The sequence below is a fragment of the Marivita sp. GX14005 genome (assembly GCF_023370775.1).
Classification (GTDB): domain Bacteria; phylum Pseudomonadota; class Alphaproteobacteria; order Rhodobacterales; family Rhodobacteraceae; genus Marivita.
In genome coordinates this window covers 685,014-700,289 of sequence record NZ_JAMCCQ010000001.1, presented here as the reverse complement: position 1 = coordinate 700,289, position 15,276 = coordinate 685,014, and the positions used below count along the sequence as shown (strand labels likewise).

The window sequence follows — 15,276 nt, the reverse complement described above, 5'->3', positions numbered from 1 at the left end:
GTATGCCTTGCGGCATTTGCCAACTTGAAAACAACATCCGACCGCCGAGCTTTTGGCGGATCGGGTGCAATATAGCGGAAGGGTGGACGTGTCTGAACCAGCATCCATTTCCTCTGGCATCGCTGACCGCTATGCCATGGCGGTCTTCGATCTCGCCAAGGAGGACAAAGAGCTCGACAAGCTCGAAACCGACCTGGACGATCTGTCGGCCGCTCTTGCCAGCAGCCCCGATCTGATGGACCTGATCCAGTCCCCGGTCTACAGTCGCGATGCGCAGGCCGGCGCGATCCAGGCGATCGCCGCGAAGATGGGCTTGATGGAAACGCTGCGGAACGTACTGGGACTGATGGCGTCCAAGCGCCGCCTGTTCGTCGTGCCGCAAATGGTGACCCGGTTGCGCGACCTGATCGCCGAGGAAAAGGGCGAAGTGACCGCCGATGTGACCTCCGCAATCGCGCTGACCGATGCGCAATCGAAGGAACTTGCCAAGACGCTGAAATCGAGCGTGGGCAAGGATGTGAAGATCAAGGCGACCGTTGATGAAAGCCTCATCGGCGGTCTTGTCGTCAAGGTGGGCTCGAAGATGATCGATACCTCGATCCGCTCGAAGCTCAATTCCCTGCAAAATGCAATGAAAGAGGTCGGATAAATGGGTATCCAAGCAGCCGAAATTTCGGCGATCCTGAAGGACCAGATCAAAAACTTCGGGCAGGACGCCGAAGTCGCCGAGGTCGGCCGTGTGCTTTCCGTCGGTGACGGTATCGCGCGTGTTTACGGCCTCGATAACATCCAGGCCGGTGAGATGGTCGAATTCCCCGGCGGGATCCGAGGCATGGCGCTGAACCTCGAAGCCGACAACGTCGGCGTCGTGATCTTCGGCTCCGACCGGGACATCAAGGAAGGCGACACCGTCAAGCGCACCAACGCAATCGTGGACGTGCCGGTCGGTGAGGCGCTGCTCGGCCGCGTGGTCGATGGTCTGGGCAACCCGATCGATGGCAAGGGCCCGATCAACGCGACCGAACGCTCCATCGCGGACGTGAAGGCGCCGGGCATCATCCCGCGTAAATCGGTTCACGAGCCGATGGCCACGGGTCTCAAGGCCGTGGACTCCATGATCCCGATCGGCCGCGGCCAGCGCGAGCTTATCATCGGCGACCGCCAGACCGGCAAGACCGCCGTTGCGCTCGACGCGATGCTGAACCAGAAATCCTACAACGACGCCGCCGGCGACGACGAGAGCAAGAAGCTCTACTGCGTCTATGTCGCGATCGGTCAGAAGCGTTCGACCGTTGCGCAGCTGGTCAAGAAGCTCGAAGAGAACGGCGCGATGGAATATTCCATCGTCGTTGCGGCCACCGCGTCCGACCCGGCGCCGCTGCAGTTCCTGGCGCCCTATGCCGCGACCTCGATGGCCGAGTATTTCCGCGACAATGGCCGCCACGCGCTCATCACCTATGACGATCTGTCCAAACAGGCCGTGGCGTATCGCCAGATGTCCCTGCTTCTGCGCCGCCCGCCCGGCCGCGAAGCCTATCCGGGTGACGTGTTCTATCTCCATTCGCGCCTTCTGGAGCGGTCCGCGAAGCTGAACGAGGATCATGGCGCGGGGTCGCTGACGGCGCTGCCGATCATCGAAACGCAAGGTGGCGACGTGTCGGCGTTTATCCCGACCAACGTGATCTCGATCACCGACGGCCAGATCTTCCTCGAAACCGAACTGTTCTATCAGGGCATCCGCCCCGCCGTGAACACCGGCCTGTCGGTCTCGCGCGTCGGCTCCTCGGCCCAGACCAAGGCGATGTCCTCGGTTGCCGGCCCGGTGAAGCTGTCGCTCGCGCAGTATCGCGAAATGGCGGCCTTCGCCCAGTTCGGCTCCGATCTTGACGCCTCGACGCAGGCCTTGCTGAACCGTGGTGCGCGCCTGACCGAGCTAATGAAGCAGCCGCAGTATTCGCCGCTGACCAACGCGGAAATCGTCTGCGTGATCTTCGCGGGCACGAACGGCTATCTCGACAAGCTGCCGCTCGACCGCGTGCGCGATTTCGAGCAGGGGCTGCTCGGCCATCTGCGCGGCAAGCGGAAGGACATTCTCGATTGGATCACCAACGAGGATCCGAAGATCAAGGGTGATGCGGCCGACAAACTCAAGGCAGCGATCGACGAATACGCAGCCGACTTCTCGTAAGGAGACGAGGCAATGCCAAGTCTTAAGGACCTGAAGAACAGGATCGAGTCGGTCAAATCGACCCGCAAGATCACCAAGGCCATGCAAATGGTGGCCGCCGCGAAATTGCGGCGGGCACAGGATGCTGCCGAACAGGCGCGCCCCTATACCGAACGGTTCAACGCGGTTCTCGGCTCGCTTGCCGCCAGCGTCGGCGACAGCGACAATGCGCCCAAGCTGCTGCGCGGCACGGGGCAGGACGATGTGCATCTGCTCGTCGTCATGACCTCGGAACGCGGGCTGTGCGGCGGGTTCAACGCTAATATCGCCAAGCTTGCGCGCCAGAAGGCCAACGATCTTCTGGCCAAGGGCAAGACGGTCAAGATCCTGACGGTCGGCAAGAAGGGCCGTGACGCGCTCAAGCGCGATTACGGCCAGTATTTCGTCGGCCATGTCGATCTGAGCGAGGTCAAGCGGATCGGCTACGCGGATGCGCAGGGCATCGCCAAGGACATCCTTGGCCGCTTCGACGCCGGCGAATTCGACGTCGCGACGATCTTCTATGCGCAATTCGTGAACGTGGTCAGCCAGATCCCGACCGAGCAGCAGATCATCCCGGCGGCCTTCGATGCGCCCGAGGAAGAGCAGGGCGGCGCGGCAACGCTTTACGACTACGAGCCGGACGAAGAAGCGATCCTCGCCGATCTTCTGCCGCGCGGCGTGGCGACACAGATCTTCGCGGCATTGCTCGAGAACGGTGCGTCCGAACAGGGCGCCCGGATGAGCGCGATGGACAATGCCACGCGCAACGCCGGCGAGATGATCGAGAAGCTCACCATCGAATACAACCGTTCGCGTCAGGCCGTGATTACCAACGAACTGATCGAAATTATCTCGGGCGCCGAGGCGCTCTAAGAACCGGAGACGAAACATGGCAAACGCAAAAGGCAAAATCACCCAGGTGATCGGCGCCGTCGTGGACGTTCAGTTCGACGACCATCTGCCGGCGATTTTGAACTCGCTGACCACCGACAACCAGGGCAAGACGCTGGTTCTCGAAGTGGCGCAGCATCTTGGCGAAAACACCGTCCGCACCATCGCGATGGACGCGACCGAAGGTCTCGTTCGTGGTCAGGACGTGACGGATACCGGCGCTCCGATTCAGGTTCCGGTCGGCAAGGCCACGCTGGGCCGCATCCTCAACGTCACCGGCGAGCCGGTCGATGAAAAAGGCCCGGTAGAGACCGATGAAACCCGCGCCATCCACGGCGAGTCGCCCTCCTTCGAGGCGCAGTCCACCGAGACCGAGATCCTGACCACCGGCATCAAGGTGATCGACCTTCTGGCCCCCTATACCAAGGGCGGCAAGATCGGCCTCTTCGGCGGTGCCGGCGTGGGCAAGACGGTTCTCATCATGGAGCTGATCAACAACATCGCCAAGGTGCACTCCGGTCTGTCCGTTTTCGCGGGTGTGGGCGAGCGGACCCGCGAGGGCAACGATCTTTATCACGAGATGATCGAATCCGGCGTGATCGTTCCCGACAACATGCAGGATTCGAAGATCGCCCTGGTCTACGGCCAGATGAACGAGCCCCCGGGCGCGCGTATGCGCGTTGCGCTGTCCGGCCTGACCTTGGCCGAGCAGTTCCGCGACGAATCCGGCTCCGACGTTCTGTTCTTCGTGGACAACATCTTCCGCTTCACGCAGGCCGGCTCCGAGGTGTCCGCGCTGTTGGGCCGTATCCCCTCCGCCGTGGGCTACCAGCCGACGCTGGCGACCGACATGGGCGCGATGCAAGAGCGGATTTCTTCGACCAAGAACGGCTCGATCACCTCCGTTCAGGCCGTCTACGTGCCTGCGGACGACCTGACCGACCCGGCGCCTGCGACTTCGTTTGCGCACCTTGACGCGACAACGGTTCTGGATCGTGCGATCTCGGAAAAGGGCATCTACCCGGCGGTTGACCCGCTCGGCTCGACCTCGCGACTGCTCGATCCGCTGATCATCGGCGAGGAGCACTACAAGGTGGCAACCGACGTTCAGCAGATCCTTCAGCGCTACAAGTCGCTGCAGGATATCATCGCGATCCTCGGCATGGACGAACTCTCTGAGGACGACAAGCTGACCGTGGCCCGTGCGCGCAAGATCGAGCGTTTCCTCAGCCAGCCCTTCGACGTCGCCAAGGTCTTCACCGGCTCCGACGGCATCCAGGTGCCGCTGGAGGATACCATCGCTTCGTTCAAGGCGGTTGTGGCCGGCGAATACGATCACCTGCCCGAAGGCGCATTCTACATGGTCGGCGGGATCGATGATGTGAAAGCCAAGGCCGAGAAAATGGCCGCCGACGCGGCATAACGCCATGCTCGCCAGTCCTCGCGGACTGTTTCGCGAGGACGCCCGGCAGGGCGGATGAGCAATGCGAGCCGAAAGGAGCCCATAGATGGCAGACACAATGCAATTCGATCTGGTCAGCCCCGAGCGCAGCCTGATGTCGGCACAGGTGAAATCCGTGCAAATTCCCGGCAGCGACGGCGATTTGACCGCGATGCCGAGCCACGCACCGCTGATCACGACGCTGCGTCCCGGTGTTCTCAAGGTCGAGACGGAAACCGGCACGGAGGAATTCGTCGTGACCGGAGGTTTCGCCGAGTTGGGCGAAAGCCTGTCGGTCCTCGCCGAACGCGCGGTGCCGCGCGGCGATGTGGATCAGGCGACCTATGAGGCGATGGTCGATGAGGCGCAGGAGGCGTATTTCCAGACCAAGGAAGCCTTCAAGAACGAACCGGGCCCGGTGGACGATGCGGCCAAGCTTCTGGCTGACATGGTTGCCGTCGGCACCCATATCGGCCTGTCGCCGAAACAGCCCTCGCTCTAAGCGGCGCGTTCAGGATCAAGGATCAGGCCTCGCAGCAATGCGGGGCTTTTTCGTTTGCAGTTGCGGAGGTCCGACCCCATGCAGATCATCAACACCGCCCGCGTCGGCGTGCTTCAGGGATCGGTCGATCTTTTTTCCGATTTCGAGGAGGGCGGCGAGATGTGGACGGGGCAGGGCACCCGAACCCGCGTGGAGCGTGTGAATTTTGAAACGCCCTTCTCCGCACCGCCAATGGTGCATGTCTCGCTCAGCCTTTGGGACATGGACAGCGCGCATAACGTGCGTGCCGATATCGGCGCGCGGAATGTCAGCGCGGAAGCGTTCGATGCGGTCTTTTGCACTTGGCTCGACACCCGCGTCGCGCGTGTGCGCATGTCGTGGATCGCCATCGGCCCGGCTGTCAGCGACGATGATTGGGACGTGGAGTGACTATCGCGCCGCGATCTTATCCGACCACGGAATTTTCAAACAAATGCCGCCTTCCTGAGCAATGATCTTCACGAAATCTCAGACTTTTGCCCTGCATTGTCTGACAAACGGAAGAAGGAAGGCGCGTGTCCGACAAGGTTGGCGGTCTGATCATCAGCGAATTGCTCGTCGATAATCCATCGGCGGGCGGAACGGATGTCGATGGGGACGGCACGGCAAACAAATCCGACGAATTCATAGAGATCCAGAACACGACCGGCGCCCCGGTGTCGCTGAACGGTTTCGAACTCTGGTCGGAAAAGTCCGGCCTTCTCTATAGCTTCGGCGCGAGCGACACGGTGGCGGCGGGCGGGACGGCGACGGTCGTTGGCGAATACACCGGGTCGATGCCGGCGGGCTTCTACGAAGCCGGGGTAAGCGACGGCGCAAACTGGCTGGCCGATGGGGAAGGATCGAAATTCGACTCCATCTTTCTTGTCGATACGAACACGGGCGAATACGTTGTCCTGTCCTATGGACAGCCGCCGCAAGCGCCGACCTTACCCGGCGGGTTTCCCGGAACAACGCGCATGGGGGCGGGCGAAAGCCTCGACAGCGGCGCGCCGAACGGTGTCGCCTTCGCGCGCAATGCGAATGGAAATTTTACCGAAACCGCGCCCAGCCCCGGCACCTCCGGCGTGCCCTGCTATGCCGAAGGCACCATGATCCAGACGACGTTCGGCCCGCGCGCGGTCGAGAGCCTCTGCCCCGGCGATATGGTGACGACGCTGGACAACGGCCCGCAACCCGTGATCTGGACCCGTCGGGATGTTCAACCGCTCGATACTGTCGATGCGCAGGCGCGGCCTGTCCTGATCTCGCGCGATTCTCTCGGCCCCGGCCTTCCGATGCGCGCTCTCGTCGTTTCACCGCAACACCGGATTCTCATCGGCGGGCGGGGGCAGATGGATCATGCGCTGGACGGCGAATACCTCGTCCCGGCGAAAGCGCTAGTCGGCTGCCCGGGCATTCGCTTCATGAACGGCAAACGCAAGATCACCTGGGTGCATATCGCCTTTGCAAGGCACGAGGTGATCAACTCCAACGGATGTCTGGCCGAGTCGCTTCTTTTCGGACCGATGGTGCTCCAAGGGCTCGGCCGCGTGCAGCGCAAGACGGTCGCCGCCGCGTTCGGGCTGCGATGCGACCGTTTGGAGCTTTTGGCCGGCCTGCCTGCCCGGCCGCTCCTGACGGTGCGCGCGGCGCGCGGCGCCTTGCGCCCGCCGCAGCCCTCCGCGCGAAGCCAGGTGCGGCCCCGCCCGATCAAAACGGAGCGCTGGGACAAGCCCTAGAGGATACCCTCGTAGATCGGGCCGAGCGTGTCGGTCTCGAACAGGGACGATACCGATGTGCCGTTCCAGATATTCAGGATCGCCTGCGCGAACATCGGTGCGGTTGGCACTGTGCGGATGTTTTTCGCGTCTCCGACCGGCCCCGTGGGCTGGATGGAATCGGTGATTACCAGCGATTTCATCACCGAGTTGGTGATGCGCTCCACCGCCGGGCCGCTGAGCACGCCGTGGGTGATGTAGGAATGAACCTCGGTCGCACCATGCGCGATCAGCACCTCGGCTGCCTTGCAAAGCGTGCCAGCCGTGTCGCAGATATCGTCCACGATGATGCATTTCTTGCCCGAAACGTCACCGATCACCGTCATTTCCGCAACTTCGCCCGGTTTCTCGCGCCGCTTGTCCACGATGGAGAGCGGCGCGTTGATCCGCTTGGCCAATTCGCGGGCGCGGGCCACGCCGCCGACATCGGGCGAGACGACCATCAGATCGCCGGTTTCCCCCTTGAACTGGTTGAGGATATCGAGCGCGAAGATCGGCGAGGCGTAAAGGTTATCGACCGGCATGTCGAAGAAGCCCTGGATCTGCGCGGCGTGCAGATCCATCGTCAGAACGCGTTCGATCCCGGCTTCGGCGATCATGTTCGCCACCAGCTTGGCGGTGATCGGCGTGCGCGCCTTGGTCCGGCGGTCCTGCCGGGCATAGCCGAAATAGGGGATCACCGCCGTGATGCGCGCCGCCGAGGACCGGCGCAGCGCGTCCGACATGATGAGTAATTCCATCAGGTTGTCATTCGCCGGGTTCGATGTCGGCTGGATGATGAACATATCCTCGCCGCGGACGTTTTCATAGACCTCGACAAAGACTTCCTGATCGTTGAACCGTTCGACCCGCGCATCGACCAGCCCGACGCTCATGCCGCGATACATCGACATGCGCCGCGCGATCCCCTTGGCCAGCGGCAAGTTGGCATTGCCCGAGATCAGTTTGGGTTCATCGAGGCTTGGCATGTGGGGCTTGCTCCGTGGGATGGGACAGGGGATTCGCGGTATCGCGCACGCCTTAGCATGGCGGTTCCATCCGTCAAAGATGCCGGTGCGTGGAAGTTCGGATCGTCCCCTGAAGGACACTTTTTCGCTCGGCCCTGCCCGCGCCGGGCCATCCGGTGGCGCGCCGTCCCTCTTGCAACGGGCGGGGGGCTGCGCCATTTACCTTGGACAATCAGACACGACCGGCGACAGGAGAGCGAGATGATCGAATTGGGACAAGGCACAGACGGCGCCGATCTGATCAAGGACGTATCGCAAGACGCCTTCATGGCCGAGGTGGTCGAAGGCAGCATGAACGGTCCGGTGATCGTCGATTTCTGGGCGCCGTGGTGCGGGCCGTGCAAAACCCTCGGTCCACAGCTCGAAGCCGCCGTGCGCTCGGCGCGCGGAGCCGTGCGGATGGTGAAGGTGAATGTCGATGAGGCGCAGGAGCTTGTCCAGGCGCTCGCCCAGCAGGGGTTGCCGATCCAGTCGATCCCGACGGTGATCGCTTTTGTTCAGGGGCGCCCCATCGATATGTTCCAGGGCGCGAAATCGCCGTCCGAACTGAAAGCCTTCGTTGACAAGGTGATCGCGACATCGGGCGGCCAAACCGGGAACGGTCTTGATGATGCCGTGGCCGCCGCCGAGGAAATGCTCGAAAGCGGTGCCGCCGTGGATGCGATGCAGACGTTCTCCGCCGTGCTGGAGGAAGAGCCTCACCATGCGCGAGCCTATGCCGGTCTCGTTCAAGCCAACCTGGCGATCGGGGAGGTTGAACAGGCCGAGGCCATTCTCAATGGTGCGCCGGCGGAAATCTCCGACAGCGCCGAGATCGAAGCCGCCCATGCGCAGGTCGAGCTTGCCAAACAGGCGAAGGAGGCCGGACCGATTGATGAATTGCAGGCCAAGGTCGAGGCGAATGGCGACGACCATCAGGCGCGGTTCGATCTCGCGCGGGCGCTTTACGCATCGGGAGATGCGCAAGGCGCGGTCGATCAGCTTTTGGAACTGTTCCGCCGGGATCGCGAATGGAACGATGGTGCCGCCAAATCGCAGCTCATGACGATTTTCGACGCGCTCAAGCCGAACGATCCGGTCGCGCTGAACGGGCGGCGGCGTTTGAGTTCGATGATATTTGCCTGAACCGGTTGCGGGGCTAGTTCGCACGTCATGACATATATTGCCGATCTGCCGGGAACGATCCCCGTCTTCCCGCTGCCCGGTGCGCTTTTGCTGCCGCGTGCGCGGCTGCCGCTGCACCTGTTCGAACCGCGCTATCTGCAGATGTTTGAGGATACGCTGAAAACGCCCACACGCCTGATCGGAATGGTGCAGCCGACCGGGCGCACCAACGGTGACGAACAGGCGCTGCACCGCATCGGCTGTGCCGGCCGGGTCTCGCAGTTCTCCGAAACCGAGGATGGCCGCTACATGATCACGCTGACCGGCATTTCGCGCTTTCGCCTCGCCGAAGAGGTCAAGGGGTTCACACCCTATCGCAAGTTCGAAATCAGCTGGGACGGGTTCGACCGCGACCAGGGCGGCCCCGAACGCGATCCGGGATTCGACCGCGATGCGTTTCTCGGCCTGCTCGATCGGTATTTCGACGCGCGCGATCTGTCCGCCGATTGGCAAACGCTCAAAGAGGCCGACGACGAGTTGTTGATCAATTCCCTGTCGATGCTGCTCGATTTCGACCCCGAGGAGAAACAGGCGCTTCTCGAGGCGCCATCGCTGACGACGCGGCGGGAAACCCTGGTGACGCTGATCGAATACGCCCTGCGCGGCGGGCAATCGGAGGATATCGTGCAATGACCAGATCTGCGCCGGACTTCGACCGGAAGATGCTTGAAGCCTTGGTATGCCCACAAACGCAGGGCAGGCTCGACTATGACGCGGAGCGGCAGGAACTCATCAGCCGCAATGCCCGGCTGGCTTTCCCGATCCGCGACGGTATCCCGATCATGCTCGTCGATGAGGCGCGACGGATCGATGAGGGGTGAATTGACAGGCTGAACCGCCTGCGCTACCTCGCCGGTCTTTCAACGAAGCGAGGGTTGCATGGGGCGCAAACGCAAGGGGCGCGATATTTCGGGTTGGCTCGTGGTGGACAAGCCCGCCGGCCCGACCTCGACCGCCATCGTCAACAAGTTGCGCTGGGCGCTGGATGCGAAAAAGGCTGGACATGCTGGAACGCTCGACCCTGACGCGACCGGTGTTCTGGCGGTCGCGCTGGGAGAGGCGACCAAGACAGTGCCTTATATCACCGATGCTCTCAAAGCGTACCGTTTCACGGTACGGTTCGGTCAGGCGACCCGTACGGACGACTCCGAGGGCGATGTCATCGCGACGTCCGATCTGCGGCCCGATGATGCCGAGATCAAGGAAGCCTTACACCGTTTCGTCGGCGAGATCGAACAGGTGCCCCCGCAATTCTCTGCCGTAAAGATCGACGGCGAACGCGCCTACAAGCGCGCTCGCGAGGGCGAGGATATGGAGCTTGCGGCACGTCCGCTCTGGGTGGAGGAGCTGACGCTCCTTGACCGGCCCGATCCCGATCACGCGGTTCTGGAACTGGTTTGCGGCAAGGGCGGCTATGTGCGCTCCATCGCGCGCGATCTTGGCGCGGCGCTGGGCTGTTATGGCCATGTGCGCGAATTGCGGCGCATCTGGTCCGGTCCGTTCGACGCCGAAGACGGCCTGAGCCTCGAGCGGATCGAGGAATTGGCCCGCACGCCCGAACTCGATACCTATCTGCGGCCCGTCGCGGATGGCCTTGCCGATTTGCCGGAACTGACCTGCACCGCCGAAGCCGCCGCGCGTTTGCGCAATGGGAATCCAGCGATGGTTCTCGCTTCGGGCATCGAATATGGCGAGGAATGCTGGGCGTCCTTCGATGGGGAGCCGGTAGCCGTGGGCAGGTATAAATCGGGCGAACTGCACCCCTCACGGGTGTTCGCGGCGGTCTAGTGCTTCTGCCGGATCATATTTCGGACGGGTTGGTATGCCGCACGCATGACGCGAATGGGTGCCTCTCGCGCGTATGGTATTCCAAATGCGCGCGCTACCGCTATGGCCTTTCGCGGCGCTGGGATGAAACGCGCCCGGCATTGCTTTTCATCATGCTGAACCCTTCCACAGCAGATGAATTTCGGAACGATCCCACCGTCGCGCGATGCGAGACGCGGGCGCGGCGGATGGGGTTCGGCGCGGTGGCAATTGCCAATATCTTCGCGTTCCGCGCGACGAAACCCACCGATCTGAGGCAAGCAGAAACGCCTATCGGAGCAATGAACGATGCGGTTCTGCGCCACTGGTCAAGCGCGGCCGGACTGGTTGTCGCCGCGTGGGGCGTGCATGGCGCGTATCTCGATCGTGCTGCCGCGGTGATCGCGGATTTGCCGGAAAGGCTGCACCATCTGGGGCTTACCAAAGACGGCCACCCGCGGCATCCGCTTTACGTCTCTTTCCGCACGGAGCCTGTCGAATGGCCCAGGGGGACGGCGGATCGATAGAATTCTAACGATCTTTCGCCGGCAATCTTCGCAGTGGGAAACCAGACCTTAACGCCCATGTCGTAGCGTTTTAAAACGCATCAGGAATGTCGGGGTATCCTTATGGTCTTTTTCCTTTGCCTGTCGGCTCTTTTCGCGGCGTCGCTTCTCCCTTTGATGGAGCGGCGGCCCAACTGCGCTCCGGTGCGCGTCGACCTTTGCCGCCCGCCGCCCGGCTGGCCCGATATCCCGGTCGCATCGCTCCGGATCTTTCGCCCGCATGGGCGCATCAACGGCCCGCCGCCGCCGTTTCATCCGCCCCGGTTTGCCTCTCGCGCCAAGGCGGAGGCGTTCCTGCGCGATTACGCGGCTCGGTCCGCCCGCGCCTCCGAAAGCATCCGGCTACGCCTCTCGCAAAGTGATGGCGCAGAGTGGACCGACATCGTTGCCGAAGGGGCGGTTCTGGCTCAGGTGGAAACGGAGGCTTTGATTCAGCGCAAGGCGGCCTGACAATTTCGGCGAAAGGGCTTTTCAAACGCGCGGTGATCGCCTATACGCGCCCATCCGCCACGCTGGCGGAGATTCTCCATGGGCCATGCTGGACGACATCCCGGCTTGCGCCATCACCCACAACTTCCTGAAAGGAGACCCCGATGTCGATCACAGCCGAAGAAAAAAACCGCCTGATCAAGGAATATGCGACCAAGGACGGCGACACCGGTTCGCCCGAAGTTCAGGTTGCCATCCTGACAAGCCGCATTTCCACGCTGACCGAGCATTTCAAGACGCACAAGAAAGACAACCATTCGCGTCGCGGTCTGCTCAAGCTGGTGGCGCAGCGCCGCAAGCTTTTGGATTACACCAAGGCCAAGGACGAAGCGCGCTATCAGGAACTGATCAAGCGTCTTGGCATCCGCCGCTGATCCGCGCATGCAGATCTGTTGCAAAAGGCCCCGCCGGGGCCTTTTCGCGTTTTAAGGCAGCGCTTCGTTGCGGCCGATTTCGCCTCTCGCAGGAGGTGGTTTCCAAAGCCGCGCAATTGGTGTATGCGCGGCGCATCTGAGACGTGACGCTTCGACCCCGGCGCATGACAGGATGAAGGGGTCGGCGGCAATGGGGCCGCCATTCAAACGGGAGACCCGGAGGGCCGGGAGCGCTCCCTTACAGGATACGATGATGTTCAATACAACGACGAAAACGATGCAGTGGGGCGAGGAAACGCTCACACTGGAAACGGGCAAGGTTGCCCGTCAGGCCGATGGCAGCGTGATTGCCACGCTCGGCGAAACCTCGGTCATGGCGAACGTGACCTTCGCCAAGCAGCCGAAACCCAGTCAGGATTTCTTTCCGCTGACCGTCCATTACCAGGAAAAATACTACGCTGCCGGCAAGGTGCCGGGCGGCTTCTTCAAGCGCGAGGCGCGTCCGACCGAGAAGGAAACGCTGACCGCGCGTCTGATCGACCGACCGATCCGCCCGCTGTTCGTGCCGGGCTTCAAGAACGAAGTTCTGGTGATGTGCACCGTGCTGAGCCACGATCTGGTCAACGATCCCGATATCGTCGCCATGATCGCCGCCTCCGCCGCGCTGACCATTTCCGGCGCGCCCTTCATGGGGCCGATCGCAGGCTGCCGCGTGGGCTATGCCGATGGCGAGTATATCCTCAACCCCGATGTGGAGGATATGGACCAGCTGCGCAACAACCCCGAGCAGCGGCTCGATCTGGTGGTTGCCGGCACGAAAGATGCCGTGATGATGGTCGAGTCCGAAGCCTATGAGCTGACCGAGGACGAGATGCTGGGCGCGGTGACCTTTGCGCATGAGCAGATCCAGCCGGTGATCGATCTGATCATCTCGCTGGCCGAAGAGGCGGCGAAGGAGCCGTTCGATTTCCAGCCGCCGGATTACGCGATCCTCTATGCCGACGTGAAGAAGTTCGGCGAAGACAAGATTCGTGCCGCCTATGCGATCAACGACAAGCAGGAACGCACTGCTGCCGTCGCGCAGGCGAAAGAGGATATCAAGGGCGCTCTGAACGAAGAGCAGCTTGAGGATCCCAACCTAGGCTCCGCCCTGAAGAAGCTCGAAGCCGAAGTGCTGCGCGGCGATGTCGTGAAAAGCGGCAAGCGCATCGACGGCCGCGCGCTGGACGAAGTGCGCGACATCACCTGCGAAACCGGCTTCCTGCCACGCACGCATGGTTCCGCCCTTTTTACGCGCGGCGAGACGCAAGGCCTTGTCGTGACGACGCTCGGCACCGGTGACGATGAGCAGATCATCGACGCTCTGCATGGCAATTATCGGTCCAACTTCCTGCTGCATTATAACTTCCCGCCCTATTCGGTCGGCGAAGCGGGCCGCGTTGGTCCTCCGGGACGGCGCGAGATCGGTCACGGCAAGCTTGCCTGGCGCGCGCTTCAGGCGGTTCTGCCGGCTGCGACGGATTTCCCCTATACCATCCGCGTCGTGTCTGAGATCACGGAATCCAATGGCTCGTCCTCCATGGCGTCCGTCTGCGGCGGCTCGCTGTCGATGATGGATGCGGGCGTGCCGCTGAAATCCGCGGTGGCCGGTGTGGCGATGGGCCTGATCCTCGAAGAGGATGGCTCCTACGCGGTTCTGACCGACATCCTGGGCGACGAGGATCACCTCGGCGACATGGATTTCAAGGTTGCGGGCACCGAGAACGGCATCACGTCCTTGCAGATGGATATCAAGGTCGCAGGCATCACGCCCGAAATCATGAAAAAGGCGCTTGCGCAGGCCAAGGAAGGCCGGATGCACATTCTTGGCGAGATGAACAAGGCGCTGACCGGCGCCGGCGAGTTCAGCATCCACGCCCCGCGCATCGAGACGATGCAGATCCCGACCGACAAGATCCGCGAAGTGATTGGTTCGGGTGGCAAGGTCATCCGCGAGATCGTGGAAGTGTCGGGTGCCAAGGTCGATATCAACGATGAAGGCATCATCAAGATCGCATCGCCCAATGGCGACGCCATTCAAAAGGCCTATGACATGATCCATTCGATCGTGGCAGAGCCCGAAGAAGGCAAGGTCTACAAGGGCAAGGTCGTGAAGATCGTCGATTTCGGCGCCTTCGTGAACTTCTTCGGCAAGCGGGATGGGCTGGTGCATGTCAGCCAGATCGAGAACCGCCGCCTGAACCATCCGTCGGATGTGCTCAAGGAAGGTCAGGAGGTTTACGTCAAGCTTCTGGGCTTCGACGATCGCGGCAAGGTGCGTCTCGCCATGAAGATGGTCGATCAGGAGACCGGCGAGGAAATCGCGCCGGAGAAGAAGAAAGAAGACGCCGAATAAGGCAACGCTAAAGCGTTCACTGACAGGGCGTCCCTTCGGGGGCGCCCTTTCTTATCGGGATCGCGGCCCTAGCTTTGCTGCATGAAACGGATTTTGGCAGTGGCGGCGATCTTGATGGCGGGACAGGCGACCGGGCAGACCTTCGATGATTTTTCCGGCGATGCGGCGGCGCGGTGGGACTATGTCGCCGACCGGGTTATGGGCGGTGTGTCGGAAGGCGGGGCCGAGATCGCCGGCACGGGCGAGAATGCCGTGCTGCGATTGCGGGGGCAGGTCAGCACCGACAACAATGGCGGCTTCATTCAGGTCCGGCGCAGGTTTGCCCAAAGCTGGCCGGAAAGCGCCGAGGGCCTATCGCTGACGGTGAAGGGTAACGGGCAGGACTACTATGTCTTTCTGAAGACCCCCGATCTGTCGCGCGTCTGGTATTCCTATCGCGCGACATTCACGGCAACCGATGACTGGCGCACCGTTCAGTTGCCCTTTGCCGCCTTCGAGCCGTCGCACGAGGCGATGCCGCAGAGTTTTGCGCCCACGGCGGTGCGCAGCCTCGCGATTGTCGCCTACGGCGCCGACTTCGAAGCGGATGTATCCGTCAAACGGATCGAATTCTATTAAACTTGCTCACGGACG

Annotated in this window: 17 protein-coding genes; 16 read left to right on the top strand and 1 reads right to left on the bottom strand. The window is 62.1% G+C overall.

Translation table 11 applies throughout. The features are described from left to right. The first annotated feature begins 82 nt into the window (after positions 1 to 82). The 7 genes from M3465_RS03645 to M3465_RS03615 all read left to right on the top strand — a co-directional run bounded on the left by M3465_RS03645 (position 83) and on the right by M3465_RS03615 (position 6,803). Positions 83 to 649 carry a F0F1 ATP synthase subunit delta gene (locus M3465_RS03645; RefSeq protein WP_249500335.1) on the top strand — a complete coding sequence of 189 codons (567 nt, stop codon included), beginning with the start codon at positions 83 to 85 and terminating at the stop codon, positions 647 to 649. After that, positions 650 to 2,188 carry a F0F1 ATP synthase subunit alpha gene (atpA, locus tag M3465_RS03640; protein WP_249500334.1) on the top strand — a complete coding sequence of 513 codons (1,539 nt, stop codon included), beginning with the start codon at positions 650 to 652 and terminating at the stop codon, positions 2,186 to 2,188. Positions 2,189 to 2,200: 12 nt separating this feature from the next. After that, on the top strand, positions 2,201 to 3,082 hold the full coding sequence (locus M3465_RS03635; RefSeq protein WP_249500333.1) for a F0F1 ATP synthase subunit gamma: 882 nt from the start codon (positions 2,201 to 2,203) through the stop codon (positions 3,080 to 3,082). Between the two features lie 16 nt (positions 3,083 to 3,098). After that, positions 3,099 to 4,523 carry a F0F1 ATP synthase subunit beta gene (gene atpD, locus M3465_RS03630; RefSeq protein ID WP_249500332.1) on the top strand — a complete coding sequence of 475 codons (1,425 nt, stop codon included), beginning with the start codon at positions 3,099 to 3,101 and terminating at the stop codon, positions 4,521 to 4,523. Positions 4,524 to 4,608: 85 nt separating this feature from the next. Further along, positions 4,609 to 5,043 carry a F0F1 ATP synthase subunit epsilon gene (locus tag M3465_RS03625; RefSeq protein ID WP_249500331.1) on the top strand — a complete coding sequence of 145 codons (435 nt, stop codon included), beginning with the start codon at positions 4,609 to 4,611 and terminating at the stop codon, positions 5,041 to 5,043. Between the two features lie 78 nt (positions 5,044 to 5,121). Beyond that, positions 5,122 to 5,472, top strand: coding sequence for an H-type lectin domain-containing protein (locus M3465_RS03620; RefSeq protein WP_249500330.1), 351 nt, complete (start codon positions 5,122 to 5,124; stop codon positions 5,470 to 5,472). 125 nt (positions 5,473 to 5,597) lie between these two features. After that, complete coding sequence (locus M3465_RS03615; RefSeq protein WP_249500329.1) at positions 5,598 to 6,803, top strand: Hint domain-containing protein; 1,206 nt, start codon at positions 5,598 to 5,600, stop codon at positions 6,801 to 6,803. Here M3465_RS03615 and M3465_RS03610 read toward each other — a convergent pair. Beyond that, positions 6,800 to 7,810, bottom strand: coding sequence for a ribose-phosphate pyrophosphokinase (locus M3465_RS03610; protein ID WP_249500328.1), 1,011 nt, complete (start codon positions 7,808 to 7,810; stop codon positions 6,800 to 6,802). The genes M3465_RS03615 and M3465_RS03610 overlap by 4 nt on opposite strands. Positions 7,811 to 8,050: 240 nt before the next feature. On the opposite strand from M3465_RS03610, the gene M3465_RS03605 reads away from it, so the two are divergent. The 9 genes from M3465_RS03605 to M3465_RS03565 all read left to right on the top strand — a co-directional run bounded on the left by M3465_RS03605 (position 8,051) and on the right by M3465_RS03565 (position 15,261). Then, the gene (locus M3465_RS03605) at positions 8,051 to 8,974 is read left to right on the top strand and encodes a tetratricopeptide repeat protein (protein WP_249500327.1); all 924 of its coding nucleotides are present in this window, start codon (positions 8,051 to 8,053) and stop codon (positions 8,972 to 8,974) included. Between the two features lie 27 nt (positions 8,975 to 9,001). Then, positions 9,002 to 9,646, top strand: a complete 645-nt coding sequence (locus M3465_RS03600) for an LON peptidase substrate-binding domain-containing protein (protein ID WP_249500326.1) — start codon at positions 9,002 to 9,004, stop codon at positions 9,644 to 9,646. After that, positions 9,643 to 9,834 (top strand): Trm112 family protein, encoded by a 192-nt coding sequence (locus tag M3465_RS03595; RefSeq protein ID WP_249500325.1) that lies wholly within the window; start codon positions 9,643 to 9,645, stop codon positions 9,832 to 9,834. Before M3465_RS03600 ends, M3465_RS03595 begins: the two co-directional genes overlap by 4 nt. A 58-nt stretch (positions 9,835 to 9,892) precedes the next feature. Further along, a complete protein-coding gene (gene truB, locus M3465_RS03590; RefSeq protein WP_249500324.1) occupies positions 9,893 to 10,801 on the top strand; it encodes a tRNA pseudouridine(55) synthase TruB in 909 nt (302 codons plus the stop codon). Further along, on the top strand, positions 10,801 to 11,346 hold the full coding sequence (locus M3465_RS03585; RefSeq protein WP_349305020.1) for a DUF1643 domain-containing protein: 546 nt from the start codon (positions 10,801 to 10,803) through the stop codon (positions 11,344 to 11,346). The genes truB and M3465_RS03585 overlap by 1 nt, the downstream gene beginning before the upstream one ends. Positions 11,347 to 11,529: 183 nt before the next feature. Then, positions 11,530 to 11,835, top strand: coding sequence for a hypothetical protein (locus M3465_RS03580; protein ID WP_249500323.1), 306 nt, complete (start codon positions 11,530 to 11,532; stop codon positions 11,833 to 11,835). Between the two features lie 143 nt (positions 11,836 to 11,978). Continuing rightward, complete coding sequence (rpsO, locus tag M3465_RS03575; protein ID WP_249500322.1) at positions 11,979 to 12,248, top strand: 30S ribosomal protein S15; 270 nt, start codon at positions 11,979 to 11,981, stop codon at positions 12,246 to 12,248. Between the two features lie 253 nt (positions 12,249 to 12,501). Beyond that, positions 12,502 to 14,643, top strand: coding sequence for a polyribonucleotide nucleotidyltransferase (gene pnp / locus M3465_RS03570; protein WP_249500321.1), 2,142 nt, complete (start codon positions 12,502 to 12,504; stop codon positions 14,641 to 14,643). An 81-nt stretch (positions 14,644 to 14,724) separates the two neighbouring features. Further along, a complete protein-coding gene (locus tag M3465_RS03565; protein ID WP_249500320.1) occupies positions 14,725 to 15,261 on the top strand; it encodes a CIA30 family protein in 537 nt (178 codons plus the stop codon). Positions 15,262 to 15,276: the final 15 nt, after the last annotated feature.

Excerpts from the sequence above, each read along its gene's own strand:
- truB (WP_249500324.1), top strand. The coding sequence starts at position 9,893 with ATGGGGCGCAAACGCAAGGGGCGCGATATTTCGGGTTGGCTCGTGGTG.
- rpsO (WP_249500322.1), top strand. The coding sequence starts at position 11,979 with ATGTCGATCACAGCCGAAGAAAAAAACCGCCTGATCAAGGAATATGCG.
- atpD (WP_249500332.1), top strand. The coding sequence starts at position 3,099 with ATGGCAAACGCAAAAGGCAAAATCACCCAGGTGATCGGCGCCGTCGTG.
- M3465_RS03635 (WP_249500333.1), top strand. The coding sequence starts at position 2,201 with ATGCCAAGTCTTAAGGACCTGAAGAACAGGATCGAGTCGGTCAAATCG.
- M3465_RS03610 (WP_249500328.1), bottom strand. The coding sequence starts at position 7,810 with ATGCCAAGCCTCGATGAACCCAAACTGATCTCGGGCAATGCCAACTTG.
- pnp (WP_249500321.1), top strand. The coding sequence starts at position 12,502 with ATGTTCAATACAACGACGAAAACGATGCAGTGGGGCGAGGAAACGCTC.
- M3465_RS03620 (WP_249500330.1), top strand. The coding sequence starts at position 5,122 with ATGCAGATCATCAACACCGCCCGCGTCGGCGTGCTTCAGGGATCGGTC.
- M3465_RS03605 (WP_249500327.1), top strand. The coding sequence starts at position 8,051 with ATGATCGAATTGGGACAAGGCACAGACGGCGCCGATCTGATCAAGGAC.
- M3465_RS03595 (WP_249500325.1), top strand. The coding sequence starts at position 9,643 with ATGACCAGATCTGCGCCGGACTTCGACCGGAAGATGCTTGAAGCCTTG.
- M3465_RS03565 (WP_249500320.1), top strand. The coding sequence starts at position 14,725 with ATGAAACGGATTTTGGCAGTGGCGGCGATCTTGATGGCGGGACAGGCG.
- M3465_RS03600 (WP_249500326.1), top strand. The coding sequence starts at position 9,002 with ATGACATATATTGCCGATCTGCCGGGAACGATCCCCGTCTTCCCGCTG.
- M3465_RS03625 (WP_249500331.1), top strand. The coding sequence starts at position 4,609 with ATGGCAGACACAATGCAATTCGATCTGGTCAGCCCCGAGCGCAGCCTG.
- atpA (WP_249500334.1), top strand. The coding sequence starts at position 650 with ATGGGTATCCAAGCAGCCGAAATTTCGGCGATCCTGAAGGACCAGATC.